Here is a 22,233-nt window from a genome sequence, read left to right as displayed (position 1 = left end):
CGGATCAGCCTTCCTGAAGGGTGGTCAGGCCGTGCTCGATGAAGAAGGGGACCAGCTCGCCGATGCGGTCGAAGCCCGCGCCGACCGTCTGGCCGAGGGTGTAGCGGTAGTGGATGCCCTCCAGGATCACGGCGAGCTTGAACCACGCGAACGCCGTGTACCAGGAGACGGCGGACACGTCGCGCCCCGAGCGCGCGGCGTACCGCTCGACGATCTCGGCCGCGTCCGGGTGCCCGGGGGCCGAGGCCGTCGTGCTGATGGGGGAGTCGGGCAGGTCCAGCGGCGCGCTGTACATCACCAGCAGCCCCAGGTCGGTGAGCGGGTCACCGAGCGTGGACATCTCCCAGTCCAGGATCGCCTTGATCCGGTCGTCCGTGCCGATCAGCACGTTGTCCAGCCGGTAGTCGCCGTGCACGACGGCCGGGGCGGGGGAGACGGGCAGCTCGCGGCCCAGAGCGGCGTGCAGTTCGTCGATCCCCGCCAGGTCGCGGTTCCTGGACGCGTCCAGCTGCTTGCCCCAGCGGCGCAGCTGCCGGTCGAGGAAGCCCTCGGGCCGGCCGAAGTCCGCGAGGCCGACCTCGGCGGGGTCCACGGCGTGCAGCTCGACCAGGGTGTCGACCAGGCCGAGGACCGCGCCCCGGGTGCGCTCCGCGCCGAGCGGGGCCAGCTGCCCGGCGGTGCGGTACGGGGTGCCCTCCACGAACTCCATGACGTAGAAGGGCGCGCCGAGCACGGAGTCGTCCTCGCACAGCAGCACGGGCCGCGGCACCGGCACGGCGGTCGGATGCAGGGCGCTGATCACCCGGTGCTCGCGCTTCATGTCGTGCGCGGTGGCCAGGACGTGGCCCAGCGGGGGCCTGCGGACGACCCATTTCGTGGCGCCGTCCGTGACCGCGTACGTGAGGTTCGACCGTCCCCCCTCGATGAGCCGGCCGGACAGCGGGCCGTTCACCAGTCCGGGCCGCTCGCCGTCGAGCAGGTCACGCAACCGGTCGAGATCGAGACCCGGGGGGTGGTCTGGGCTCATCATTGCTCCTACGCACACGGAAAACAGGACGTCACACATGATGCCGACCGGTCGGTATGTCGTCCAGTGCCCGCGCAAAACGTGATCGGCGTCTCCCGCTCCCGAAGGAGCCGCGAAGACGCCGACCGGACCCCCCTAGTGGTCGTCCCAGTGTCCGTCGTGCTCGGCGTGCCGGTGCCCGTCGTGCAGGTAGTCGACGTGGTCGCCGTGCTGGACCCGCTGGTGCCCGCAGTCCTCGCCGTGCCGGTGCTCGTGGCCCTCGTGCGCCGTGTGTCCGCCCGGCTCGCACTCGTCCCAGTGCCCGCCGTGCTCGCGGTGCAGATGCCCGTCGTGCAGGTAGTCGACATGGTCGCCGTGCGGCACCTCCGCGTGCCCGCAGGCGGGACCGTGGACGTGCTCGTGAGCGGGGTGCTCCTGGTGAAGGGTGGTCATGGTGCTCACCTTCGAAGTGGCGTGGAATGACGGTTCAGGCTATCGGTACAAAACGCCCTAATCGCCTGTACGCGGCCCACGCCCCGTTCGGTCCGCGTGCCGTACGGGTTCACCGGAACAGGCCGGTGCCCGGCAGGGCCCGCCCTCAGAACACCAGCGCCACCGCGCACACCGCGAGCGCCACCGTGCACAGGGTGGCCGCCGTCGCGTCCCTGGGCGTGAGGGCCGTCGTGCGGCCGGCGGCGGAGGCCAGGGCGGTGATGCGGCGGTGGGCCACCGCCAGGAAGCCCAGCCAGAGCGCGCAGCACAGGGCGCAGGCCACGAGCCCGAGGGGCGAGGCCCCGCCGTGCAGGGCCGTCTTCACGGCGAGTACGGCGGCCACGGTGCTCGACAGCGTCGTACGCCGCCAGGCCAGCCGCGTCCGCTCCGGCTGCAGACCCGGGTCACGGTCCCGGGCGGGCGCGCTCACCCTTCCCAGCCGACGAGCACGACGAGCACCATCGCGACGGCGACGATCGCGACGGCGATGCCGAGCAGCGCGGGGAAGCGGGACACCGGCAGGTCCTCGCCCCGCCGCATGGCGCGCTCGCAGCGCACCCAGTGATTGACCGCGCGCAGGGAGCACAGCACGCCCGCGGCGAGCAGCGCGAGGGCGAGCCCGACGCGCCAGCCCCACCGCAGGTCCGGCAGGAACTGGTCCACGGCGAAGCCGCCGCCGATCAGCGCCAGCGCGGTCCGCAGCCAGGCGAGGAAGGTCCGCTCGTTCGCCAGCGAGAACCGGTAGTCGGGAGTCCCGCCCTCCTGGCGGATCTCCTCGGGCGCGAACCACAGGCGGACGTTCCGTACGAATTCGATCACGCGAGGGACCCTACCGGGGTGCCGCCCGGGCACCGTGGGTCAGGCCGCGGGGCCCCTCTCCCCGCGGTCCGCGGCAGGGGTCAGCCCATCGACCGGTAGGCCTTGAGGCGCTCGTACGCCGCCAGGCCGTCCGGGACCCACGTCCAGTCCGTCAGACGCCGCTCCACCTCGTCCTCGGGAAGGAAGTCGTGCCAGGCGACCTCCTCGGCCTGGGGACGTACGGGCAGGTCGCAGCGCACCTCGTACACGGCGGACCACCAGCTGCGCTGGGCCCCGTCGTCGTACAGGAACGTGAAGAGCGGGCGCGGCCGCGGCAGCCCCCGCACGCCCAGCTCCTCCTCGGCCTCCCGCAGGGCCGCGTCGTCGTAGGACTCCCCGGCACCGACGACCCCGCCCACGAACATGTCGTACAGCGAGGGGAAGACCAGCTTGGTCGGGGTGCGGCGGTGGACGAAGATCCGGCCTTCGGCGTCCCGCGCCTGGATGAACACGCAGCGGTGGCGCAGACCGCGCGCGTAGGCCTCCCCGCGCGGCGACTGCCCGATGACCCGGTCGTTCTCGTCCACGATGTCGAGGATCTCGTCGGCGGCGCTCATGGCCCCATCCAAGCAGTTCCCCGCGCGGCCCGGTCCGCCGGTGCGGTGACGGCCGTCGGCTCAGTGCCGCTGGAGGTCCTTGGCCCGCCGGGCGTACTCGGACCCGCGCGGCATCGCCGGATGCAGGCCCAGCAGGACGATCCCGGCCACGACGGCGGCGAGTCCGGCCGCCTGCCAGGCGAGGGCGCCGGTGTCCGTGCGCAGCCGGTCGCCGAGGAAACCCACGCCGCAGACGATTCCGGCGAGCGGCTGGGTGGCGGTCAGCGCCGGCAGCGACATCCGCAGCGGCGCCGTCTCGAAGGCGCTCTGCACCAGCACGAGCCCGGTGACGCCGAGCACCAGGACGCCGTACGGCTGCCAGCTGGTGACCACCTCGGACCAGCCGCCCGAGGCGAACCGCTGCCCGGTGACCCGGGTCAGCGCGTCCTGCACGCCGTACAGCAGCCCCGCCGCGACAGCCAGCAGCAGCGGCGCCGCGCTCAGCCGGGTCCGCTTCGCGTACGCGGTGAGCAGCAGCGCGAGGCCGATCATGACGCCGATGATCAGCCAGTGCCGCAGCGGGTCGGTGACCGCGTCGCCGCCCTTCGGCTGACCGGCCACGATGAACGCGGTGACGCCGCCGGCGAGCAGCGCGAGGCCGGCCCAGCCCTGCCGTCCCAGCGGCTGCTTCGTCTGGTGGCGGGAGAGCGCCATCGCGAACAGCAGGTTCGTCGCGAGCAGCGGTTCCACCAGCGACAGCTCGCCGCGGCTCAGCGCGATCGCGCCGAGCACCTGGCCGACGACCATGAGCCCGATGCCGCCCAGCCAGGTGGGTACGCGGATGAGGTCGATCAGCAGGCGGGGGGAGAGGAAGTCGCTCAGCGGAGCGTGCGAGGCGGCCTTCTGCTGGAGGACGAAGCCGAAGCCCAGACAGCAGGCCGCACTCACGGCGAGGACCAGAACCAGAACCGACACGCTGTGTACCTCGATAACTCGGGCGGGCCACGGGGTGCGTATCTGGCCGACTGTAGCGCCCCGGGCTGTGACCCGCCCATGAGAGAACCCGGAACGGGCAGTTGACTCGGTCAGCCATCTGCCGAAGGATCTGACCGACCAGTAACGATGCCCCGGGGCTCCTGGTCGACTGTTACCACTGTCTCACCAACCGGCGACGAGCCGCCGTTTTCGCCGGCGCCGAGCCGACCGGTCGGAATGCCGAGAGGACGCGTACATGGCCCACGACGCAGACGTGATCGTGATCGGAGCCGGCCTCGCGGGGCTCGCGGCGACCGCGGAGCTCGTCGACGCAGGCCGCAGGGTGATCCTCCTCGACCAGGAGCCCGAGCAGTCGATCGGCGGCCAGGCGCACTGGTCCTTCGGCGGGCTGTTCTTCGTGAACTCGCCCGAGCAGCGGCGGATGCGGATCAAGGACAGTCACGCCCTCGCGCTCCAGGACTGGATGGGCACCGCCGGTTTCGACCGCCCCGAGGACCACTGGCCGCGCCGCTGGGCCGAGGCGTACGTGGACTTCGCGGCCGGCGAGAAGCGGCCCTGGCTGCACCGGCAGGGCGTCCGCTTCTTCCCGGTCGTCGGCTGGGCCGAGCGCGGCGGTTACGACGCGGGCGGCCACGGCAACTCCGTACCGCGCTTCCACATCACCTGGGGGACCGGCCCGGGTCTGGTCGCCCCCTTCGAGCGCCGGGTCCGCGCCGGCGTCGAGCGCGGCCTCGTGCAGCTGAGGTTCCGCCACCGCGTCACCGGCCTCTCCCGCAGCGCCGGCGCCGTCGACACGGTCACCGGCGAGATCCTGGAGCCGTCCGGCGCCGAGCGCGGGCAGGCCAGCAGCCGCGCGGTCACCGGCTCCTTCGAGCTGCGGGCCCAGGCGGTGATCGTCACCTCCGGAGGCATCGGCGGCGACCACGACCTGGTGCGCGCCAACTGGCCGGAGCGGCTGGGCAGCCCGCCCGAGACGATGGTCGCGGGGGTGCCGGCGCACGTCGACGGCAAGATGCTCGCGATCGCCGAGGAGGCGGGCGCGCACCTCATCAACCGCGACCGCATGTGGCACTACACGGAGGGCATCCGGAACTGGAACCCGGTGTGGGAGAACCACGGCATCCGCATCCTGCCCGGCCCGTCCTCGCTCTGGCTGGACGCCCGCGGCAACCGGCTGCCGGTGCCGCTCTTCCCCGGCTTCGACACCCTCGGCACGCTGGAACACATCATGCGGACCGGGTACGACTACACCTGGTTCGTCCTCGACCAGAAGATCATCGGCAAGGAGTTCGCGCTCTCGGGCTCGGAGCAGAACCCCGACCTCACCGGCAAGTCCGTCAAGGGCGTCTTCCAGCGGGCCCGCGCCGACGTGCCCGGCCCGGTCAGGGCGTTCATGGACAACGGCGCCGACTTCGTCGTGGAGAAGGACCTGAGCGCGCTGGTGCGGGGCATGAACGCCCTCACCAAGGAGCCGCTCATCGACGAGGCGGCGCTGCGCCGCGAGATCGTCGCGCGGGACCGGGAGATCGCCAACCCGTTCACCAAGGACCTCCAGGTGACCGCGATCCACGGCGCCCGCAGGTACCTCGGGGACAAGCTGATCCGTACGGCGACACCGCACCGCATCCTCGACCCCGCGGCCGGCCCGCTGATCGCCGTGCGCCTGAACATCCTCACCCGCAAGACCCTCGGCGGCCTGGAGACGGACCTCTCCTCCCGGGTGCTGACCGAGGGCGGTGACCCGCTGGCCGGGGTGTACGCGGCGGGGGAGGCCGCCGGGTTCGGCGGCGGCGGGGTGCACGGCTACCGCTCGCTGGAGGGCACCTTCCTCGGTGGCTGCCTGTTCTCCGGCCGCACCGCGGGCCGGGCGGCGGCGAAGGCCGTCGGCTGAACCACCCCCGGCGGAGCGCGCTCCGGGCGGCGAACCCCGTCCGGACCGGCGCCTTTCGGCCCGTATCCGCAGGCAGCGGGGTCAACCCCGCTGCCCGCGGCGACAGTTGACACGTGTAGCAGTCCGGGCGGCCCTTGACGCCAACCATTGGCTGAGGGTTTGCTTTGCGTGATCAGGCCCGGACGGGCCCCGCTCTGTACGGACCACCCGCGTAAGGACCGCCCGCGGTGCCCCCACCCCCGCCCCCTCTCGGCCGCGGCCGCAAGCGCGCGGCCCAGGCCTTCGACGCCGCCCTCGACGACGTCGAACTGGTCACCGCACGCGCCGCGTTGGCCCAGGGCCGCTGGGCCGGGGTCCGCTCCCTGCTCGCCGCGACGGGGGACGACTGGGACCGCCGCGGACACCGGGTCACCGTCCTCGCCCTGGAGCCGACCGCCCTCACCTGGGCCCGCGACTGGCTGCTCGCCGAACCCGAGTCGGGCTGTGCCTCCGTACTCCTCGCGGTCGCCACCGTGCAGCGCGCCCTCGACGGCAAGGAGCGGCCGGAGCGCGCCCGGGAGGCCTGCCGCGACGCGGCCGCCCTCGCGCCCGCCGATCCCACCCCGTGGCTCGGCCTGCTCATGCTGGAGCGCTCGATCGGCAGCGAGGAGGACGTCGTGCGGCTCTTCGACGAGGTCCGCCACCGCTACCCCGACCACCACCACGCGCACCACCTGATGGTCGCGCGCCTCGCCGAGCGCCGCGCCGACGCCGGCCAGGACCCGCTGCACGAGGTCTACGACTTCGCCAACTGGGCCGCCGAACAGGCGCCCGCCGACTCGCCCCTGGCCATCCTTCCGGTGGTCGCGCACGCCGAGCGCTTCCGCGTACTGGCCGCCGCCGGCCTCGAACCGGCCGACCCGGTCGCCTCCGGCCACTGGGTGGGCCGCCGGGCCCGGCAGGTGATGAAGGCCGCCTTCGACTGGTGGCTGGAGTGGGAGCGCGACGACCATCCGCGCCGCCACGTCGACCTCAACTTCCTGGCCCACGCGAAGTTCTGCGAGGGCCGGGGCGCCGAGGCCGCCGCCCTCTTCCACCGCATCGGACCGCACGCCACCCCGGCGCCCTGGTCGTACCCGGACCGCGACCCGCACCAAGCCTTCCGTGCCGCCCGCGACAGCGCGCTGGGCACGGCCTGATCCCACCACCCGAGAGGACAACCCGCCATGACGACGGGCAGTTCGAGCACGAGCAAGAGCAGCAGACCCACCGCCGGGTCCGGCATCAGCACCTTCAAGGGACAGGACCGCGCCCTGCGCGCCGACCGCCTCGGCACGGCGGGCCTCCTGCTCTCCGTGCTGGCCGCGACCGGGCCCCTCATGGTCGTCGCGGGTGTCATGCCCACCACATTCGGGGTGATGGGGATCGTCGGGCAGCCGCTGCTCTTCGTCATCCTCGGTGTGGTGCTCGCCCTCTTCTCCCTCGGCTACGCCGAGATGAGCCGCCACGTCCACAACGCGGGCGCCTTCTACGCGTACATCTCCCGCGGCCTCGGCGGCACCGCCGGCGCGGGCGCCGCCCTCGTCGCACTGGTCGCCTACAGCGCGCTCCAGGTCGGCATCTACGGCATTTTCGGCTTCGAGGTCTCCGGCCTCTGCGCCACCTACCTCGACCTCGACATCGCGTGGTGGATACCGGCGCTGCTCTCCGTGCTCATCGTCGGCGCGCTCGGCTGGCTGAAGATCGACGTGAACGCCCGCGTGCTCGGCGTGCTGCTGCTGATCGAGGTCGCCCTGGTCGTCGTCTTCGACATCGCGGCCGTCGCCGACCCGGCCCGGGAGGGCCTGTCGCTGCACGCCTTCAACCCGGACACCCTCACCGGAGCGGGCGTCGGCACCGCCCTGTGCTTCTGCATCGCCGCCTTCACCGGCTTCGAGCAGGCCCCGGTGTACGCCGAGGAGACCAGCCGTCCGCACATCCTCGTACCCCGGGTGATGTTCCTCGCGATCGCCTTCGTCGCCGTGTTCTTCGCGATCAGCTCCTGGGCGCTCACCGTCGCGGCCGGCCCCTCCGCGATCGTGCCGGCCGCCCAGAAGCAGAGCGCCGGGCTGCTGTTCTTCCTCACCGAACCACGCCTGGGCGGCACCTTCACGGACGTCATGCACGTCCTCTTCGTGACGGGCATGTTCGCGGCGATGCTCAGCTTCCACAACGTCGTGGCGCGCTACGCCTTCGCCATGGGCCGCGAGGGACTGCTGCCGGCCGCCTTCGGACGCACCACGGGCGCGAGCGGCGCCCCCGGCACGGGCTCGCTCCTGCAGACCGCCGTGTCCGTGCTGATCGTGGGCGCCTTCGCGGTCGCCGACGACAAGCCGCACGGCGACCCGACCGCGCCCGTCCTGCACCTGTTCACCTGGGGCGGCAACGTCGGCGCCCTCGGCGTCATCCTGCTGATGGCCGCCGCGTCCTTCTCCGTGGTCGTCTTCTTCGCCCGCCGCGGCGCCGCCCGCGCCCAGGCCTGGCGTCTGGTCACCTCCGTGCTGGCCGGCCTCGCCCTGCTCGTCATCGCGGGCTACACGGTCAAGGACTTCGACGTCCTCGTCGGCACCGGCCCGGACTCCGCGCTGAACTGGGTGCTGCCCGGCGTCATCGGCCTCGCCCTGGTCATCGGGCTCGCCCAGGGCCTCGTCCTGCGCTCCCGCAAGCCCGAGGCGCACGCCAGGATCGGACTCGGCAACGAGGCGTTCCAGCTGGACAAGGCGGCGGAGTCGGCCACCTGAGCCCGCCCCGGGAAGTGGTTACGTATTTCTGACGGGCACCCGTGGCCCCTGGCCCCGAGGGGGTCGCGGGTGTTCGAATCGATACGTGAACTCAGAACGGCCCGAAGAACGGGGCACGCCCATCGGGCGGCGGGTCCTGCTCGGCACCCTCGGCCTCGGCGCGCTCGGCGTGGTGACCGCCCCAGGGCTCCAGCGCGGTCTGGAGGGCTTCCTCGGCGGCGCCGCCGACAAGGACCCCACCGGCCTGACCGGGCTCCTGCCCAACGGCGGCGGCTTCCGCTACTACTCGGTGACCTCGTCGGTGCCGCACAAGGACGCGAGCGACTACCGGCTCACGGTCGACGGCCTCGTCGACCGCCCCGGCGCCTACACGCTCGGCGAGCTGCGCGCCCTGCCGCAGACCCGGCTCGTCCACGACGTCCAGTGCGTCACCGGCTGGCGGGTGCCCGGCACCCCCTTCGAAGGGGTGCGCCTGACCCGGCTGCTGGACGCCGCCGGGGTGCGGCCGACGGCCCGCGCGGTCCGCTTCACCTGCTTCGACGGCGCCTACAGCGAGAGCCTCACCCTCGACCAGGCACGCCGCCGGGACGTCATGGTGGCGCTGCGCATGCAGGACAAGGACCTCGGCCACGCGCACGGCGGCCCGGTCCGCCTGTACGTGGCCCCCATGTACTTCTACAAGTCGGCCAAGTGGCTCTCCGGCATCACCGTGACCGACGAGGTCCGCCCCGGCTACTGGGAGAAGCGCGGCTACGACGTCGACGCCTGGGTCGGCCGCTCGAACGGACGCGACGATGAACCCACCGGCTGAGGCCCCGGCCCGCACCACCCGTGTACGGCGCTTCACTCCCGCCGAGCGCTGGATCCACCGCACGACGGCCGCGCTCATGGGCGTGTGCGTCGCGACCGCCGCCTGTCTGTACCTGCCGACGTTCGCCGAACTCGTCGGCCGCCGCGAACTCGTCGTGCGGGTCCACGAGTGGGCGGGGCTCGCGCTGCCCGTCCCGGTCCTGGCGGGCCTGGCCTCGCGCGCCTTCCGGGCGGACCTGGGGCGGCTCAACCGCTGGGGCCCGCACGACCGGGAGTGGCTGCGCTCTGCGCTGCGCCGGGCGACCCGCCACGGCGAACGCCCCGCCGGCAAGTTCAACGCCGGCCAGAAGACCTACGCCGCCTGGATCGCCGGCGCGAGCCTGGTGATGCTCGGCACGGGACTGCTGATGTGGTTCACCCACCTCACCCCCCTGATGTGGCGCACCTCGGCCACCTTCGTGCACGACTGGCTCGCCCTGACGATCGGCGTCGTCCTCGCCGGCCACATCGGGATGGCCCTCGCGGACCCGGAGGCCCGCCGCGGGCTGCGTACAGGCTCGGTGAGCCGGGAGTGGGCCGAGCGCGAGCACTCGCTCTGGCGGCCGTGACGCACCGCCGCGCCGCCCGGATCCGGGCGGCGCGGCGGCGTACGTGCGGGTGGCGTCAGGGTCGACAGGCCCTAGATCACGAGGGACAGCAGCAGGACCAGTCCACCGGCGACCACGGAGATGATCGTCTCCATGACCGACCAGGTCTTGATCGTCTGTCCGACGTTCAGGCCGAAGTACTCCTTGACCAGCCAGAACCCGGCGTCGTTGACATGGCTGAAGAACAGCGAGCCCGCGCCTATGGCCAGCACCAGGAGCGAGGCGTGCGTGGTCGACATGTCGGCGGCGAGGGGGGCGACGAGACCGGCCGCCGAGATGGTGGCCACGGTCGCCGAACCGGTCGCGAGCCGGATCGCCACCGCGATCAGCCACGCCAGCAGCAGCGCCGGGATCGACCAGTCCTTCGAGATGTCCAGGATCATCTGGCCCACCCCGCAGTCGATCAGCGTCTGCTTGAAGCCGCCGCCCGCACCGACGATCAGCAGGATGCCGGCGATCGGGGCGAGGGACTTCTCGACGGTCGTCGACAGCCGTTCCCGGGTGAACCCGGCGGCCCGGCCGAGCGTGAACATGCCGACGATGACGGCCGCGAGCAGCGCGATCAGCGGCGAGCCGATGACGTCGAAGACGCGCTGGACCATGTGCGCGGGGTCGTCCACGACGATGTCCACGAGCGCCTTGGCCAGCATCAGCACGACCGGCAGCAGCATGGTGAAGAGCGTGGCGCCGAAGCCGGGACGCCTGTCCAGGTCCTCGGAGGCACGGGCCGGGATCATGCGGTCCGGCGCCTGGACGTCCACCCAGCGGGCCGCGTACTTGGAGAAGACGGGACCCGCGATGATCACCGTGGGGATGGCGACCAGGACACCGAGGGCCAGGGTGACACCGAGGTTGGCCTTCACCGCGTCGATCGCGACCAGCGGGCCGGGGTGCGGCGGGATCAGGCCGTGCATCACGGACAGACCGGCGAGGGCCGGGATGCCGATGCGCATCAGCGAGTAGTTGCCCCGCTTGGCGACCATCAGCACCACGGGGATGAGCAGGACGATGCCGACCTCGAAGAACAGCGGCAGGCCGATCACCGAGGCGATCAGCACCATCGCCCACGGCATGGCACGGCCGCCCGCCTTGGCGAGGATCGTGTCGACGATCTGGTCGGCGCCGCCGGAGTCGGCCAGCAGCTTGCCGAGGATCGCACCGAGTGCGATGAGGACACCCACACCGGCGACGGTCGAGCCGAGTCCTCCGGTGAAGCTGAGGATGGCCTTGTCGAGCGGCGCCCCGGCGAAGGCGCCCAGCGCGAGCGAGCCGATCGTCAGGGCGAGAAATGCGTGCAGCTTGAACTTCGTGATGAGCAGGACGATGACGGCGATGCCGGCCAGGACGGCTATGCCCAACTGGGCATGACCCGCCGAGGTGATCGGCTCCACGGCGTCCGCTGCCAGCATCTCGACGCTGAGTCTGGTCACGGGTGCTTCCCTTGCGTGTACGTGTCTGTCGGGGAGACCCCGGGGCTCCGCGAAGCCCCCGGGGGACTTACTGCGGGGGTTCGGACAGGCCGCGCAGAGCGGCCACGGCCCGTTCGGTGATGTCGCCGGGGCTGCCGGAGACGTCCACCTCGACACCCGCCTCGTCCGCCGCGAGCGGCTGGAGGGTGGCGAACTGGGAGTCCAGCAGCGCGGTCGGCATGAAGTGCCCCTGCCGCTGCGACATCCGGCCCTCGATGAGCTCGCGATCGCCGGAGAGGTGCACGAAGACCACGTCGGGCGCGGCAGCCCGCAGCCGGTCGCGGTAGCTCCGCTTGAGCGCCGAACAGCTGACGACCCCGCCGAGTCCGGCCCGCTCCTGCGCCCAGGCGCCGATCGAGTCCAGCCACGGCCGGCGGTCGTCGTCGGTCAGCGGCGTCCCGGCCGTCATCTTGGCGATGTTGGCCGGGGGATGGAAGTCGTCGCCCTCGGCATAAGGAACGCCGAGCCGGGCAGCGAGCAGAGGACCGATCGTGGTCTTGCCGGTCCCTGCCACGCCCATCACCACGAACACGCGGGGGGTACGCGTCTGCTGCATCATGCTCTCGCTGTCTTCGTCGACACCTGATGTCGACGCCACTGAAACCCATTAGGTACGACTAATTCAAGAGTCTGTGACATATAAGTCTGACTTTTTCTTGCGGCCTCGATCCTCGTACGCTGACGTCATGAGCACACGGGGTCGGGGGCTGCACGGACATGTACTGGACACCCTCGGGCCGGCCATCACGGCGGGGGAGTACCCGCCGGGCAGCGTGCTGCGTACGGACGAGCTCGCACAGCGCTTCGAGGTCTCACGCTCCGTGATGCGCGAGGCGGTCCGGGTCCTGGAGTCCATGTACCTCGTCGAGTCCCGCCGCCGCGTCGGCGTGACGGTCCGCCCCCGGGCCGAGTGGAACGTCTACGACCCGCAGGTCATCCGGTGGCGGCTGGCCGGCGCCGACCGCCCGGCCCAGCTCCGCTCGCTCACCGTGCTGCGCTCCGCCGTCGAACCCGTGGCCGCGGGCCTGGCCGCACGGCACGCCACGGCCGGCCAGTGCGCCGAGCTCACTGAGTGCGCCCTCGGCATGGTCGCCACCTCACGCGGCCGGCAGCTGGAGAAGTACCTCATCCACGACGTCGCCTTCCACCGCGTGATCCTCGACGCGTCGGGCAACGAGATGTTCGCCCGGCTCGGCGACGTGGTCGCCGAGGTCCTCGCGGGGCGCACCCACCACGAGGTCATGTTCGAGGACCCCGACCCGGCCGCCGTCACCCTGCACGTCCAGGTCGCCGAGGCGGTCCGCGGCGGCGACGCCGTCCGCGCCGAGGCGCTCACCCGCGAGATCACGGTCGGCGCCCTCCAGGAACTGGACATCCTGGCCCCCTGACCGGTCCCCTTGCCGCCGGAGGCCGGCGAGTGGCGTCACTCCGTGAAGTCGCCGTCCACGTACACCCAGGCCCCGTCGACGCGCGTGAACCGGCTGCGCTCGTGCAGCGCGCCCCCGGAGTGGCTCGCCCGGAACGTCACGGTCCCCGCGGAGTGGAACGCGGACCCCTCGGTCGTCCCCAGGATCTCCAGGCCGGTCCAGCGCGTCCCGGGCTCGAACTCCACCCGCGCCGGCCGCGTCCCCGGATGCCAGGTCCGCAGCAGGTAGCCCTCGTCACGCTTCACGAAGGCGCTGTACCGCGAGCGCATGAGCGCTTCGGCGGTGGGTGCGGCCGCCTCGCCGCGGTGGAAGCGGCCGCAGCACGCGGCGTAGTCCTTCGGGAGCCCGCAGGGGCAGGAACGCGTGATCATGCGGGCCATTCTCCCGCGCCCGGGGCGTCCCCCACGCCGCACCCGGCGCACAACGAGCGAGGCCGTGACCTCGCGGTCACGGCCTCGCTTCTTCGTGTGTCCGAGGGGGGACTTGAACCCCCACGCCCGATAAAGGGCACTAGCACCTCAAGCTAGCGCGTCTGCCATTCCGCCACCCGGACAAGGTGTCTGTCGCGCGTGGTTTCCCTCGCGGCGACAGAGGAAACATTACCAGGCTTCCGAGGGCGCCCGGTCACACCCCGTTCGCGCGTGAACTGCGTGTGACGGGCCGGGCCCGCCCTTGGGGTGCGCGGGGTGCCGGAGAGAGGATGAGGGGGACCACCAGCAGTGACAGTGGGAGGAAGCAGCGTGAGCGAGTCGAACACGGCCAGGGGTGTCTCTGGCGAGGACGAGGTCGTCGACCTCTGTCGCGAGCTGATCCGGATGGACACCAGCAACTACGGAGACCACTCGGGGCCGGGCGAGCGCAAGGCCGCGGAGTACATCGCCGAGCAGCTCGCGGAGGTGGGGCTCGAACCGCAGATCTTCGAGTCGCACCAGGGCCGGGCCTCCACCGTGGCCCGCATCGAGGGCGAGGACCCCTCGCGGCCCGCGCTGCTCATCCACGGCCACACCGACGTCGTCCCGGCCAACGCCGCGGACTGGACCCACCACCCGTTCTCCGGCGAGATCGCGGACGGCTGCGTCTGGGGCCGGGGCGCGGTCGACATGAAGGACATGGACGCGATGACCCTCGCGGTCGTCCGCGACCGGATGCGCAGCGGACGCAAGCCCCCGCGCGACATCGTCCTTGCCTTCCTCGCGGACGAGGAGGCCGGCGGCACCTGGGGCGCGCGCCACCTGGTGGACAAGCACCCGGGCCTCTTCGAGGGCGTCACGGAGGCGATCGGCGAGGTCGGCGGCTTCTCCTTCACGGTCAACGAGAACCTGCGCCTCTACCTCGTCGAGACGGCCCAGAAGGGCATGCACTGGATGAAGCTGACCGTGGACGGCACCGCCGGCCACGGTTCGATGATCCACCGGGACAACGCGATCACCGAGCTGTCGGAGGCGGTCGGGCGGCTGGGCCGGCACAAGTTCCCGGTGCGGGTGACCAAGACCCTGCGGCACTTCCTGGACGAACTCGGCGACGCGCTCGGCACCGAGCTGGACCCCGAGGACATGGACGCGACGCTCGCCAAGCTCGGCGGCATCGCCAAGCTGATCGGCGCCTCCCTGCAGAACACCGCCAACCCGACCCAGCTGGGCGCCGGTTACAAGGTGAACGTGATCCCGGGGCAGGCCACCGCGCACGTCGACGGGCGCTACCTGCCGGGGTACGAGGACGAGTTCCTCGCCGACCTGGACCGCATCCTCGGCCCGCGGGTGAAGCGCGAGGACGTGCACGCGGACAAGGCGCTGGAGACGACCTTCGACGGCGCGCTGGTCGACGCCATGCAGACCGCCCTGTCCGCCGAGGACCCGATCGCCCGCGCCGTCCCCTACATGCTCTCGGCGGGCACCGACGCCAAGTCCTTCGCCGACCTGGGCATCCGCTGCTTCGGTTTCGCCCCCCTGAAGCTGCCGCCGGAGCTGGACTTCGCCGGCATGTTCCACGGGGTCGACGAGCGGGTGCCCGTGGACGCCCTGCGGTTCGGCGTACGGGTGCTGGACCGCTTCATCGACGCGTCCTGAAGGGCCTCGCGCCACGGCCCGCGTACGGCGCGTCCGGGATTGCGCAGGTAAAACGACACTCCAATAATCGCCAGCGCGTGCGGGGCCTACTGAGAAGAGTGAATGCGACCATAAGCTCGTAGCTCGATTACTCCCTCCTCGTTACAGGTGGTGTGACCCGAAGCTGGGGTCGCATTTGCCTACGAGGAGGAATAATGATCAAGAAGATCGTCGCCGCCGCCGTTGCCACCAGTGGTCTGGTTCTCGCCGGTGCGGGCATGGCCGCCGCGGACTCCGGTGCCCAGGGTGCCGCCGTGAACTCCCCCGGTGTCCTGTCCGGCAACGTTGTCCAGGTGCCCGTTCACATCCCGGTGAACGTCTGCGGCAACACGGTCTCCGTGATCGGGCTGCTGAACCCCGCCTTCGGCAACACCTGCATCAACAAGTGACGTTGCGCCTCGTCCCATGAGGCTCTGAGCCCTCGTCGGCCCCGCAGCGCGTGCCACGCGCTCCGGGGCCGACCGGGCTTTCGGTGTCCGCGCGCCCACCGCGCGGACACGTTCCGCAAGGTCCCAGGCAAGGTCGAAGGCAGGTAACAGCAATGCGACAGGTCACCCGCAAGGGCCTGATGACGATGGCGGCCGCGACCGGCGTACTCGCCGCCGCGGGCGGCTACGCGCAGGCCGACTCGGGGGCGCACGGCTCCGGTTCGAACTCGCCCGGCGTGCTGTCGGGCAACACGGTGCAGGCCCCGGTGCACGCGCCGGTCAACGTCTGCGGCAACACCGTCAACGTCGTCGGTCTGCTCAACCCGGCGATGGGCAACAAGTGCGCCGATCAAGGCGGGCGCTCCACCGGCGGACACGGCGGCTCGCACCAGGGCGGCGGCTCGCACCACGGCGGCTCGCACGCCGGAGGGCACGCCGGAGACTCGCCGGGCGTCGGCTCGGGCAACCACGTCCAGGTGCCGGTGGACGTGCCGGTCAACGTCTGCGGCAACAGCGTGAACGTGGGCGGCGTCGGCAACCCGGCGGCGGGCAACGCCTGCGGCAACGACGGCGGCCACTCCACCGGCGGTCCGGGCGGCCACGGCACCCCGCCCTCGGGCCACCCGCACCACCCCGGGCACCCGCACCACCCCGGGCACCCGGGCGACCGGAACATCCCGGGGAAGCCGGGCGGGTCCGGGCACCCCGGACAGCCGGGAGAGCACGGCAGGCCGGGACAGAACGGCCACCCTGGCGCGCAGTCCGGACGCGGCGACGTCGTCGGTGCCTCGCAGATGGACCGGGCCGGAGCGCGGGCCGCCGGGCAGCCGCAGGGGGGCGGACAGCTCGCCCACACCGGCAGTGAGCTGCCGATGGGCCTGCTGGTCCCCGCGGGTGCGGGCGCGCTGCTCGGGGGCGCGCTCCTCTACCGCAGGGCGCGCTCGGCGGCGTGAAGGCCCGGACCACCCGGGTCAGGGCATGACGACATGCCCCGGAGAGGGGGAGAACGGAGCGGGGCCGCACGGCGGACCCGCTCCGTCTCAGCCGCCTTCGCTCACCACGTGGCGCGTACCTGGCGGATGATCCGGCGGCGCAGCCGCACTCTGCGGCTGCCGTCGGGGTGCAGGCTCAGGCGGTCCAACTCCCAGTGTCCGTACTCCGCATGGTCCGTCAGCAGACGTGTGGCTTCCTTGCGGGAGACCCCGCGCGGTACGTACACGTCGACAAATTCGTATTCCGGCATCGCATCTATTGTGCGGGCACAGGCCCGGTACGGATAGCGTCTGCACTATGTCTGATGCTGCGCAGCCCACCGCTGCCGAGGTACGTGCCGCCGCCGAGGCGGTCAAGACCGCACTCGACCGCCACCTGGCCGCGGTCGAGCGCAGGACGGGTGAGGACGACCCGGCCGTGTACGAGGCGTTCAACGAGCTGGCCGCTGCGGCCGAGGAATACGACGAACTGCTGTACGACCGGTACGACGAGGTCACGCCCTTCGAGATCCCCGGTACGGACGACACCCTGCCGCCGTACACGGGCCCCGAGGAGCCCAACGCACTGAGCGTGCTGATCCGCCGGGACTACTCGGTGGCGGAGCCGCAGCGCCTGCTGGCCCAGGCCCAGCGCATCGAGGCCGTCGAGGACGACGCGGGCGTGGAGACCACGGCCTCCGGCACGGTCCACGGCGCCCTCGGCCTGCTGTTCGGCGAGTTCGAGCCGGACGAGATCGCATCCCGGCACAAGGAGTTCGGGCTGGAGGAGGGCGACTCCACGCTCTGGGTGACCGCCGCGGACGAGCCGGCCGAGGCGGGCGAATGGCTGGACGCGCCGTTCGAGCAGGCCGACGCCCAGCGCATCGTCTGCCGCTTCGACGTCAGCGCCGTCTTCGACGGCGAGACGGACGACGACCTCGACGACGACCTGGGTCCCGTCGCGGGCGTGGTCCTGGACGACGACGAGGACCTGGAGCCGCTCGACGCGGACCGCTGAGCGGAGCGGGACGGCCCCCGCGGCCTCCCGGCCTCCAGGCCTCGCCCACGCACGAGGTGGCGGTCACCGGACTCCGGTGGCCGCCACCTCGCGTGTCCGCCCCCGGCTCAGCCGGCGGTCGGCACCTGCGCCTTGAGCAGCGCCGGCAGGCGCGTGGTGCGCGGCTTCTGCGGGACCTCGGCCACCGCCCGCGGCAGGGCCCCCTCGACGCCGTGCACGACGGACAGGTGCCGGGCCGCCCGGCCGAAGGCCGTGTAGACCCACGGGCGGGTCAGCGATCCCGCGGCGTCACCCGGCAGCAGCACGACCGCGGCCGGCCAGCGGTGCCCCACCGCCTGGTGCGCGGTCAGCGCCCAGGCGTGCCGTACGGACTGCTCCACCCGCTCCTTCGGTACGACGACGGGGGCGCCGGCGCACTCCAGGTGCAGCCCCTCCGCGTCGGCCTTCACGACGTGCCCGGGCACCGTACGCCCCGGGGCGGGGGAGTGGACGATCCGGTCACCGGGGTCGAAGCCGCCGAAGCGGCCCGGGCCCGGGTTGAGCCGCTCCTTGAGCACGGTGTTCAACGCGCGCGTCCCGGCAGCGCCGCCGTGGCCCGGGGTGATCACCTGCGTCTGCTCGGCCGGGACGCCGATGGCCCGGGGCACCGAGTCCGCGACGAGCTGCACGGTCCGGTGCACCGCCTCCCCGGCGTCCCGCACCGGCACGATCACGACCTCCTTGCCGGGCGCCTCGACCTGGTTCAGCTCACCGATGCCGATCCCGGAGACCAGCTCCCCGAGGGGGCCGGGGTCGGGGGTCCGCGAGGCGACCTGGGGGCAGACCCGGGCGGCCAGCAGATCGGCGAAGACGCGTCCGGGTCCGGCCGACCACAGCACGCCCGGGTCGCCGCTCAGTACCAGGCGGGCACCGTCGGGCAGCGACTCGACGAGCACGGCGGCGGCCTCGACGTCCAGCTGGGGGGCGTCGAGCAGCACCAGCAGGTCGAGCGCGAGAGCGCCCTCCGCGTCCCGGCCGGGACCCTCCGCGCCGGAGAGCAGCCCGGCGACGGTGACGGCGGCGGCCGCGATGTCACCGCGCCCGGCGTCGAGCGACGACGCGAAGCGGTCGCGGCCGTCCGCCGTGTGCGCGGCCGCGACGGCGCGCAGCCCCGTCGCCACGGCGGCGGTGACCAGCTCCGCCGCCTCCGCGCGGGAGGCCTCACCGCCCGTGTGCAGCACCAGCCCGTGGCCGGCGACGGCGCGGATCAGCTCCGCCGCGGAACGGGACGCGGCCGCGGCTGCCGGCTCCCAGTCCTGCGCGGACTCCTTGGGCACGGCGTTGACCACGCGCGCGAGGCCGTCGGCCAGGCTCTCCTCGGCGAGCGCGTACCGCTCCAGGCCGATGAGGACGCGGACCGGGCGCTCCTCGGCCTCCTCCTCGCCCGCGTCCGGCTCCGGGGCGGGAGCGGTCGTCTCCAGGGCGTCCTGGAAGACCAGGGCCTCGCCCTCCGCGATGCTGCTCTGCACGGCGGCGTCCGGATCGGGCACCGCGCGCTGTGCGAGCGCGGCGGTCAGGGCGGCGGCCTCCAGGGCGGTGTGCCCGGCGAGGGCGGCCTGCTCCAGCAGCCACACCGTCACCGCCCGGCCGCGCCGCTCGTCGTCCGGGCCGCACTCCGCGCCGAGCAGCGCCCGCGCGAAGCCGTCGGCCTGCTCCGGCCGCACACCCGCGACCCGCAGCAACTGCCAGGGGTCCTCGCGCAGCCGGTCGTCCGCGCCCTCCCCGAGGGCGGCGGCGACCTGCGGCGCGAGCGCGTCGGGAGCCCCGCCCTCGGTCAGCACGGCCCGTACGGCGTCCACCGTCTCGGCGGCGGGCGCCCCGGCGACGGGGGCGGCCGGCTGCGGGCGCCGCACCGGCTCGGGCGCGGACCTGCGGGGCGTCGGCTCCGGCTCGCGGAACGCGGTGGCCACCGGCTTCTCGCCGCTCTCCACGGCGCGGATTGCCGCGAGGAGGTCGGCCGCCGTCCCGCTGAGCTTGGTGCCTGCGGGGATCGGCCCTTGCTTCTCGGCCTTGCGCCGCTCGATCCGCTCCCGCAGCTCGCGCTGCGCCGCCAGCTCGGCCTCCGCCTCGGACAACGCGGCGGCGGCGTCCTCGCCGGTCTTGGCCGCGGTGCCCTCCGCGGTCTCGTCGCCCTCGGCATCCGTCGCCGCGCCGTCACCCGCGGAGTCCTCCGACGGGGCGGGGCCGTCCTCTCCGTCGTCGTCCGCCGCGGCGGCCGGGCTCACGCCGTCACCGCTGCCGGCGGCGGACGGCTCGGCGTCGTCACCGCTCCCCGCCCCGGCCTCCCGGGCGTCGGCATCGGCAGCGGCCTCCGCACCGGAATCGTCGGCCTCGGCAGCCGGCTCCGTGGCCTCACGGCCGTCCGCGCTGCCGGACGAGGACGTCGCGGCGCCTTCCTCCGCGCCCGCGCCCGTGCCCGGGGCCCCCGGCTCCGCTTCCTCCGTGGTCTCGGGCTCCGTGCTCACAGCGTGCTCCAGTCGTGATCGGGATAGTGGTGCACCGGTGCCGACACGTCGTCGAGCGCCCGGCAGATCTCGTCAGGAAGACTAAGGGTCTCCACTGACAACGCGGCAGTGAGCTGCTGCGCGTTGCGCGCGCCGACGATCGGGGCGGTGACGCCCGGCCGGTCGCGGACCCAGGCGAGCGCCACCTGGAGCGGGGTCACCGCGAGCCCGTCGGCGGCGGTGGCCACGGCGTCGACGATGTGGCCGGCGGCGTCGTCGAGGTACGGCGCGACGAACGGGGCGAGATGCTCCGTGCCGCCCCGGGAGTCGGACGGGGTCCCGTGGCGGTACTTGCCCGTGAGCACGCCCCGGCCGAGAGGCGAGGAGGGCAGCAGGCCGACGCCGAGGTCGAGAGCGGCGGGCAGCACCTCGCGTTCGACGCCGCGCTGGAGCAGCGAGTACTCCATCTGCGTACTGGCCAGCCGGGTCCGGGTGCCGGGCACCGCGAGCTGCCAGGTCGCCGCCTTGGCCAGTTGCCAGCCGCAGAAGTTCGACACCCCGGCGTACCGGGCGCGGCCGCTGCTGACCGCGAGGTCCAGGGCCTGGAGCGTCTCGTCCAGCGGGGTCATGGGGTCGTAGGCGTGCACGTGCCACACGTCGACGTACTCGGTGCCGAGCCGCTTGAGGGAGGCGTCCAGCGCGGAGAGCAGGTGCCCGCGCGAGCCGTCGAAGCGCCGGTCCGGATCCGGAACGCTTCCCGCCTTGGTCGAGATGACCAGGTCCCGGCGCGGCACCAGGCCTTCTATGAGACGTCCGAGCAGGTACTCGGACTCGCCGTCCCCGTACACGTCGGCGGTGTCCACGAGATTCCCGCCCGCTTCCCAGAACACCTTCAACAGGTCCGCGGCGTCGTGCTCGTCGGTGTCCCGGCCCCAGGTCAGGGTGCCGAGTCCGATCCGGGACACGCGAAGGCCGGTACGGCCGAGATGCCTCTGCTCCATGGACGCCGAGATTACTGGCCGGAACTCGGTGTGTGGGGCCCTGTGGACAACCGGCCTCGGACGGGCCCGCGCCCGTCCCTGCCGCCGCGCCCACCAGCGCGCTAGTGTCTCCCGGACAAGGGACGTTACTGATCGGTAAGGGGAATCGGCCATGCAGCTCGGGATCAACCTCGGCTACTGGGGCGCCGGAATGGACGCGGACAATCTCGCCGTCGCCCAGGAGGCCGACCGACTCGGATACGCCGTGTGCTGGGCCGCCGAGGCCTACGGCTCCGACGCGGCCACCGTGCTCAGCTGGGTCGCCGCCCAGACCGAGCGCATCGACGTGGGCTCGGCCATCTTCCAGATCCCCGCCCGCCAGCCGGCGATGACGGCGATGACCGCGGCCACCCTCGACTCGCTGTCCGGCGGCCGCTTCCGCCTCGGACTCGGCGTCTCCGGACCGCAGGTCTCCGAGGGCTGGTACGGCGTCAAGTTCGACAAGCCGCTGGCGCGCACCCGGGAGTACGTCGAGATCGTGCGCAGGGCGATGACCCGCGAGCGCCTCTCCTACGAGGGTGAGCACTGGACGCTGCCACTGCCCGGTGGGCCGGGCAAGCCGATCAAGCTGACGGTGCACCCGGAGCGCGAGCACATCCCGCTCTACATCGCCGCCATCGGCCCCAAGAATCTGGAGCAGACCGGCGAGATCGCCGACGGCGCCCTGCTGATCTTCCCGTCGGCCGAGAACCTGGAGGACACCGCCATCGCGCATCTGCGCGCCGGACGGGAGAAGGCCGGGAAGACGATGGAGGGCTTCGACGTCTGCCCGACGCTGCCCCTCGCGCTCGGCGACGACAAGGACGTGACCGCTCTCGCGGACATGTTCCGCCCGTACACCGCCCTGTACGTCGGCGGCATGGGCAGCCGCAAGCAGAACTTCTACAACCAGCTCGCCCAGCGCATGGGGTACGAGAAGGAGGCCGCCGAGATCCAGGACAAGTACCTGTCCGGCGACAAGGAGGGCGCGGCCGCCGCCGTACCGCACGAGCTGATCGACCGGACGACTCTGCTCGGTTCCGTGGACCGCATCGCGGACCGGATGCGGGCATACGCGGCCGCCGGTGTCACCACGCTGACGCTGGCCCCCGCGGGCTTCACGCTGGACGAGCGGATCGCCTCGCTGCGGGCCGGCTGCGACGCCCTGGAGCGCGCCGGACTCGCGTGACACCGGCGAATCCGGCGGGACACCGGCGGAGGGAGAAGTTCTACGGCCGTGGTGGGGGCTCGGGGGTCTTCCCCGCCACGGCCGTCACCGGGACAACGCGCCACCCGCCCCTTCGGTTACGCCCCCGGA

The 22,233-nt window shown here is 72.8% G+C and carries 23 protein-coding genes and 1 tRNA gene; 11 read left to right on the top strand and 13 right to left on the bottom strand.

Annotation, left to right across the window (positions count from 1 at the left end; translation table 11 throughout):
* Positions 1–4: 4 nt before the first annotated feature.
* The 6 genes from ACFYQQ_RS33460 to ACFYQQ_RS33435 all read right to left on the bottom strand — a co-directional run bounded on the left by ACFYQQ_RS33460 (position 5) and on the right by ACFYQQ_RS33435 (position 3,867).
* Entirely contained in the window at positions 5–1,027 is a 1,023-nt protein-coding gene (locus ACFYQQ_RS33460) for a phosphotransferase family protein (protein ID WP_355789748.1), read from the bottom strand.
* Between the two features lie 135 nt (positions 1,028–1,162).
* On the bottom strand, positions 1,163–1,459 hold the full coding sequence (locus ACFYQQ_RS33455; RefSeq protein ID WP_355789746.1) for a hypothetical protein: 297 nt from the start codon (positions 1,457–1,459) through the stop codon (positions 1,163–1,165).
* A 145-nt stretch (positions 1,460–1,604) separates the two neighbouring features.
* Positions 1,605–1,928 (bottom strand): DUF202 domain-containing protein, encoded by a 324-nt coding sequence (locus ACFYQQ_RS33450; protein ID WP_355789743.1) that lies wholly within the window; start codon positions 1,926–1,928, stop codon positions 1,605–1,607.
* On the bottom strand, positions 1,925–2,317 hold the full coding sequence (locus ACFYQQ_RS33445; RefSeq protein ID WP_356176129.1) for a DUF202 domain-containing protein: 393 nt from the start codon (positions 2,315–2,317) through the stop codon (positions 1,925–1,927). Before ACFYQQ_RS33445 ends, ACFYQQ_RS33450 begins: the two co-directional genes overlap by 4 nt.
* Positions 2,318–2,397: 80 nt before the next feature.
* Positions 2,398–2,913 (bottom strand): NUDIX domain-containing protein, encoded by a 516-nt coding sequence (locus ACFYQQ_RS33440; protein WP_355782454.1) that lies wholly within the window; start codon positions 2,911–2,913, stop codon positions 2,398–2,400.
* Positions 2,914–2,973: 60 nt separating this feature from the next.
* The gene (locus tag ACFYQQ_RS33435) at positions 2,974–3,867 is read right to left on the bottom strand and encodes a DMT family transporter (RefSeq protein WP_355782456.1); all 894 of its coding nucleotides are present in this window, start codon (positions 3,865–3,867) and stop codon (positions 2,974–2,976) included.
* A gap of 256 nt (positions 3,868–4,123) precedes the next feature.
* Between ACFYQQ_RS33435 and ACFYQQ_RS33430 the strand changes: the two genes are divergently transcribed.
* From ACFYQQ_RS33430 to ACFYQQ_RS33410, 5 genes are all read left to right on the top strand, one after another.
* Positions 4,124–5,779 carry an FAD-binding dehydrogenase gene (locus ACFYQQ_RS33430; RefSeq protein ID WP_356176125.1) on the top strand — a complete coding sequence of 552 codons (1,656 nt, stop codon included), beginning with the start codon at positions 4,124–4,126 and terminating at the stop codon, positions 5,777–5,779.
* 227 nt (positions 5,780–6,006) lie between these two features.
* Positions 6,007–6,957, top strand: coding sequence for a hypothetical protein (locus ACFYQQ_RS33425; protein WP_356176122.1), 951 nt, complete (start codon positions 6,007–6,009; stop codon positions 6,955–6,957).
* 27 nt (positions 6,958–6,984) lie between these two features.
* Complete coding sequence (locus ACFYQQ_RS33420; RefSeq protein WP_355790101.1) at positions 6,985–8,538, top strand: APC family permease; 1,554 nt, start codon at positions 6,985–6,987, stop codon at positions 8,536–8,538.
* A gap of 85 nt (positions 8,539–8,623) precedes the next feature.
* Positions 8,624–9,349, top strand: a complete 726-nt coding sequence (locus ACFYQQ_RS33415; RefSeq protein WP_356176116.1) for a molybdopterin-dependent oxidoreductase — start codon at positions 8,624–8,626, stop codon at positions 9,347–9,349.
* Complete coding sequence (locus ACFYQQ_RS33410) at positions 9,333–9,956, top strand: cytochrome b/b6 domain-containing protein (RefSeq protein ID WP_356176114.1); 624 nt, start codon at positions 9,333–9,335, stop codon at positions 9,954–9,956. The genes ACFYQQ_RS33415 and ACFYQQ_RS33410 overlap by 17 nt, the downstream gene beginning before the upstream one ends.
* A 71-nt stretch (positions 9,957–10,027) precedes the next feature.
* Here ACFYQQ_RS33410 and ACFYQQ_RS33405 read toward each other — a convergent pair whose 3' ends face one another.
* Together ACFYQQ_RS33405 and ACFYQQ_RS33400 are read right to left on the bottom strand one after the other, a co-directional pair.
* Positions 10,028–11,425: a gluconate:H+ symporter gene (locus tag ACFYQQ_RS33405; RefSeq protein ID WP_355787356.1), complete on the bottom strand. Its 1,398-nt coding sequence runs from the start codon at positions 11,423–11,425 to the stop codon at positions 10,028–10,030.
* A gap of 67 nt (positions 11,426–11,492) precedes the next feature.
* Positions 11,493–12,020, bottom strand: coding sequence for a gluconokinase (locus ACFYQQ_RS33400; protein WP_356176136.1), 528 nt, complete (start codon positions 12,018–12,020; stop codon positions 11,493–11,495).
* Between the two features lie 130 nt (positions 12,021–12,150).
* Between ACFYQQ_RS33400 and ACFYQQ_RS33395 the strand changes: the two genes are divergently transcribed.
* A complete protein-coding gene (locus ACFYQQ_RS33395; RefSeq protein WP_356176111.1) occupies positions 12,151–12,852 on the top strand; it encodes an FCD domain-containing protein in 702 nt (233 codons plus the stop codon).
* A 35-nt stretch (positions 12,853–12,887) separates the two neighbouring features.
* Here the strand turns inward: ACFYQQ_RS33395 and ACFYQQ_RS33390 are convergent, their stop codons facing one another.
* Positions 12,888–13,262 (bottom strand): YchJ family metal-binding protein, encoded by a 375-nt coding sequence (locus ACFYQQ_RS33390; protein ID WP_356176109.1) that lies wholly within the window; start codon positions 13,260–13,262, stop codon positions 12,888–12,890.
* A gap of 97 nt (positions 13,263–13,359) precedes the next feature.
* Positions 13,360–13,444, bottom strand: a tRNA-Leu gene (locus ACFYQQ_RS33385).
* Positions 13,445–13,631: 187 nt separating this feature from the next.
* Between ACFYQQ_RS33385 and ACFYQQ_RS33380 the strand changes: the two genes are divergently transcribed.
* The 3 genes from ACFYQQ_RS33380 (at position 13,632) to ACFYQQ_RS33370 (ending at position 16,377) form a co-directional block, all read left to right on the top strand.
* Positions 13,632–14,957: a M20/M25/M40 family metallo-hydrolase gene (locus ACFYQQ_RS33380; RefSeq protein WP_355791428.1), complete on the top strand. Its 1,326-nt coding sequence runs from the start codon at positions 13,632–13,634 to the stop codon at positions 14,955–14,957.
* Between the two features lie 194 nt (positions 14,958–15,151).
* Positions 15,152–15,385, top strand: coding sequence for a chaplin ChpH (gene chpH / locus ACFYQQ_RS33375; protein ID WP_355791431.1), 234 nt, complete (start codon positions 15,152–15,154; stop codon positions 15,383–15,385).
* A gap of 152 nt (positions 15,386–15,537) precedes the next feature.
* Entirely contained in the window at positions 15,538–16,377 is an 840-nt protein-coding gene (locus ACFYQQ_RS33370) for a chaplin (protein WP_355791434.1), read from the top strand.
* A gap of 101 nt (positions 16,378–16,478) precedes the next feature.
* On the opposite strand, the gene ACFYQQ_RS33365 is transcribed toward ACFYQQ_RS33370, so the two are convergent.
* The gene (locus ACFYQQ_RS33365) at positions 16,479–16,667 is read right to left on the bottom strand and encodes a DUF5703 family protein (RefSeq protein WP_165340867.1); all 189 of its coding nucleotides are present in this window, start codon (positions 16,665–16,667) and stop codon (positions 16,479–16,481) included.
* Positions 16,668–16,714: 47 nt separating this feature from the next.
* Here ACFYQQ_RS33365 and ACFYQQ_RS33360 point away from each other — a divergent pair, with 47 nt between their 5' ends.
* On the top strand, positions 16,715–17,413 hold the full coding sequence (locus ACFYQQ_RS33360; RefSeq protein ID WP_355791438.1) for a hypothetical protein: 699 nt from the start codon (positions 16,715–16,717) through the stop codon (positions 17,411–17,413).
* Between the two features lie 107 nt (positions 17,414–17,520).
* Here the strand turns inward: ACFYQQ_RS33360 and ACFYQQ_RS33355 are convergent, their stop codons facing one another.
* Together ACFYQQ_RS33355 and ACFYQQ_RS33350 are read right to left on the bottom strand one after the other, a co-directional pair.
* Positions 17,521–19,917, bottom strand: a complete 2,397-nt coding sequence (locus ACFYQQ_RS33355; protein WP_356243322.1) for a helix-hairpin-helix domain-containing protein — start codon at positions 19,915–19,917, stop codon at positions 17,521–17,523.
* On the bottom strand, positions 19,914–20,897 hold the full coding sequence (locus ACFYQQ_RS33350; protein ID WP_356243319.1) for an aldo/keto reductase: 984 nt from the start codon (positions 20,895–20,897) through the stop codon (positions 19,914–19,916). The genes ACFYQQ_RS33355 and ACFYQQ_RS33350 overlap by 4 nt, the downstream gene beginning before the upstream one ends.
* Before the next feature lie 151 nt (positions 20,898–21,048).
* Between ACFYQQ_RS33350 and ACFYQQ_RS33345 the strand changes: the two genes are divergently transcribed.
* Positions 21,049–22,104 (top strand): LLM class F420-dependent oxidoreductase, encoded by a 1,056-nt coding sequence (locus ACFYQQ_RS33345; RefSeq protein ID WP_355789732.1) that lies wholly within the window; start codon positions 21,049–21,051, stop codon positions 22,102–22,104.
* The last annotated feature ends 129 nt before the right edge of the window (positions 22,105–22,233 follow it).

The sequence above is a fragment of the Streptomyces sp. NPDC005496 genome (assembly GCF_042872045.1).
In the GTDB taxonomy this organism is placed as follows: domain Bacteria; phylum Actinomycetota; class Actinomycetes; order Streptomycetales; family Streptomycetaceae; genus Streptomyces.
The sequence above is the reverse complement of the archived record's forward strand: the minus strand, read 5'-3'. Positions and strand labels throughout refer to the sequence as shown.